General features: G+C 58.9%; 2 protein-coding genes. Both read right to left on the bottom strand.

The window, feature by feature from the left end:
• Positions 1–113: 113 nt before the first annotated feature.
• Positions 114–542, bottom strand: coding sequence for a Fur family transcriptional regulator (locus LQD11_RS15395; RefSeq protein WP_008933074.1), 429 nt, complete (start codon positions 540–542; stop codon positions 114–116).
• A gap of 253 nt (positions 543–795) precedes the next feature.
• Positions 796–1,631 (bottom strand): group II intron reverse transcriptase (locus LQD11_RS15390; RefSeq protein ID WP_238618342.1); only part of this gene is annotated, 836 nt, incomplete at its 5' end.

Below are 1,631 nucleotides of genomic sequence, written 5' to 3'. Positions count from 1 at the left end.
ACATCTTTTCAAGCACTTAAAAAAACAACCCGACAGCACGCAAGTCCGGACACTCCCTTCCCCACTCTCCCCAGCCCCTCTCCCACGAGGGGAGAGGGGCTGTTGGGCTGACTTCAAATCCGGCGCACCCGGATGACCACGTCCACGCCCTCGATCACCATGCCCTCCGGCGCCTCTGGCAACGCACCCAGCTGGACCTGCCCCGGCGCCACGTCTTCCAGCATGCCGGAGTCCGAGTGATACATGTGATGGTGAGGAATCATATTGGAGTCATAAAACAGTCGGGTGGGGTCCACCAGAACCTCCCGGACCAGCCCCTTCTTCGCGAACAGGCCCAGGGTGTTGTAGACAGTGGCCTTGGACACCAGCGATTCCACGGCGTTGACCTGGGCCAGGACCTGGTCGGCACAGACGTGCTGAGGCCTTTCGAACAGGACCGTGGCGATATCCACCCGCTGCTGAGTGGGCGTGATGCCGTGCTCACGCAGTTTCCTGACCACGGCTTCACGATCCAGACCGGTATTGCGTTGTTCCTGTTTCATGGGCTTGAACCACCAAAATTGCGTTTAGACAAAGTCTAGCACAGAAAATGGGGCGCAATGGTCACGACGAAATGCCCGACTGAAGCAACGCGAGGGGATCAACGAAAAGGGGACGAGAAGAGCTATGGAACTGGAGCGGGTGATGGGAATCGAACCCACGTCATCAGTCGGGTAGGGGATCGGGCCTCGCGGCCCAATCCCCCCCCCTAAGAACCCGGCGTGCAAGTTTCCCTGCACCGGGCTCAAGCAGCCGCTAAGTCCCGTCAGTCACTGACGGAACCGGCGACCCTGCCACCGCGTGGTACTGCCGGTGGCAATCTGGGTGCAACATGACGAGGTTTGACGCTTCATCACTACCGCCGTGCGTCCTCCAGATCCGGTGGTGAAGATGCCACCCCGTTTCTGAAGTCACTTGTTGACGGCATATCGGACAAATCCCCGCCTGTCGTTTCCAAAGCCAGGCTACCTTCCTCTGACCCGCCAGGGTTTGCAGCATCCGCTCCCGCGTACGAGAGTCAAAGTACTCGCCCCATGCCGGGTCATGTGGGTTGGCGTCGGACTTGATCTTGTTGTGCCGCCTGATTTTGACATCGGACAGCCTGATCAAAGTCTGAGTTCCATCTGTGAACACCCACTGCCGGGGACCGAGGGTCTGGAAATACCGCCTCCTGACCCATCTTTTCCCCTTGTTCGGGTGCCGACGTAGCGCCCAGCGCCATAAGGCCGTGAAGATCTTGTGATCCATCTTGGCAAACGTGCGCGACGCCATCTGGCTTCGATGATAGTACGCCCAACCCCGCAGAACGGGATTCAGTGCGTGGATCACCTCGGCCTGAGGAGCCGTACGCATCCGCCTCAGGAGATCCCTGACCTTTTGGTAAAACGCCTTTACGTTCCCTTTCCCCGGAACAATCAGCAGTTTCCCCTGCCGCTTGCACACGTTCCAGCCAACAAAATCGAAACCCTCGGTGATGTGGCGGATCTCGGTCTTGGTCGGTGACAGGGTGAGACCCCGTTCCGCCAGAAACGCCTCAATCCACGGCTTGACCTTGTCTTCCAGAATGTCACGGCTACTTGCCGTCACGACAA

This window comes from Ectothiorhodospira shaposhnikovii, assembly GCF_022227765.1.
Lineage (GTDB): Bacteria > Pseudomonadota > Gammaproteobacteria > Ectothiorhodospirales > Ectothiorhodospiraceae > Ectothiorhodospira.
The sequence above is the reverse complement of the archived record's forward strand: the minus strand, read 5'-3'. Positions and strand labels throughout refer to the sequence as shown.

Coding starts and splice junctions, on each gene's coding strand:
- LQD11_RS15395 (WP_008933074.1), bottom strand. CDS start 542: ATGAAACAGGAACAACGCAATACCGGTCTGGATCGTGAAGCCGTGGTC.